At 60.3% G+C, this 1,310-nt stretch carries 1 protein-coding gene; it reads right to left on the bottom strand.

All coding sequences use genetic code 11. From position 1 onward, the window contains the following. A partial coding sequence (locus ABE456_RS28405) for a thiamine pyrophosphate-binding protein (protein ID WP_346646894.1) occupies nucleotides 1–879 on the bottom strand: 879 nt, incomplete at its 3' end. Between the last annotated feature and the right edge of the window lie 431 nt (nucleotides 880–1,310).

The following is a 1,310-nucleotide window of genomic DNA, read 5'->3' as shown; positions in this document are numbered from 1 at the left end:
GTTGATGTGGATGACTTCGGTGCCGCCACGAACCATGAAGAAAGGCGGCTTCTCGATCACATCGTGACCGATGTTGACGATCAGGTCGGCGGCTTCGACGGCGCGGTGCACGAAGTCACCGGACGACAGCGCGGCGTTGCCGAGGAAGCGCGGGTGGCGCTCGTCGACCACACCTTTACCCATCTGCGTGGTGATGAACGGGATGCCGGTCGTGTCAATCAGTTGCTTGAGGACCTTGGCGGTCATCTTGCGGTTGGCACCGGCGCCGATCACAAGGATCGGGCTGCGGGCTTTTTGCAGTTTTTCCACGGCAGCCTGGATGGCCACGTGCTCGGCCAGCGGGCGGCGGTGCAGGCTGCGTGGGATCGGCAAGGCGTCGGTCTGCTCGGCAGCGATGTCTTCCGGCAGCTCCAGGTGCACGGCACCCGGCTTTTCTTCTTCGGCCAGGCGGAAGGCTTCGCGCATACGGGCCGGGATGTTGTCGGCCGAGGCGAACTGGTGGGTGTACTTGGTGATGGGGTCCATCATGCCGCACACATCAATGATCTGGAAGCGGCCCTGCTTGGACTTCTTGATCGGCTTCTGCCCGGTGATCATCATCATCGGCATGCCACCCAGGTAGGCGTAGGCGCTGGCGGTGACCAGGTTGGTGGCGCCAGGGCCGAGGGTCGACAAGCTGACGCCGGTCTTGCCGGTCAGGCGGCCGTAAGTGGCAGCCATGAAACCTGCAGACTGCTCATGACGGGTCAGTACCAGCTTGATCTTCGACTTGCGCAGGGATTCGAGCAGGTCGAGGTTTTCTTCACCGGGAATGCCGAATACATACTCGACACCTTCGTTTTCCAGGCATTGCACAACGACATCGGCGGCCTTGGCCATCTTGCTTGCTACCTCAAGTGATGGGACGGTGGAAGTCCAGAAATGCGCAGCACGGTACGCTGGCATCGCTCAGCCTGGGGCCAGGAATGCCCCGAAGCAAAGTCTTGACGTAGGGTGAGCGCGGGAAAGTCACGTTCATGTGACGGGAATGTTGTCGCAGCTTGGTGCAACAACACGATCGGTGTGAGAGCGGCTTTAGCCGCGAAGCAGGCGGCGCGGTGGATGGCACCGGCTTTGCCGGTGTTCGCGGCTAAAGCCGCTCCCACAGGGATCTTTGTGGAACCGGGGAGTTTGTGCAGGGCCTGGGATTTTTAGCCCAAAAAGACAAAACCCCTACCTGCATGTGCAGATAGGGGTTTTGCGAAATGAATCTTGACGATGACCTACTCTCACATGGGGAAACCCCACACTACCATCGGCGATGCATCGTT

It is taken from the genome of Pseudomonas sp. TWI929, assembly GCF_039673335.1.
Classification (GTDB): domain Bacteria; phylum Pseudomonadota; class Gammaproteobacteria; order Pseudomonadales; family Pseudomonadaceae; genus Aquipseudomonas.
Note: the sequence above shows the minus strand (reverse complement) of the source record. Positions and strands in the feature narration are given on the sequence as shown.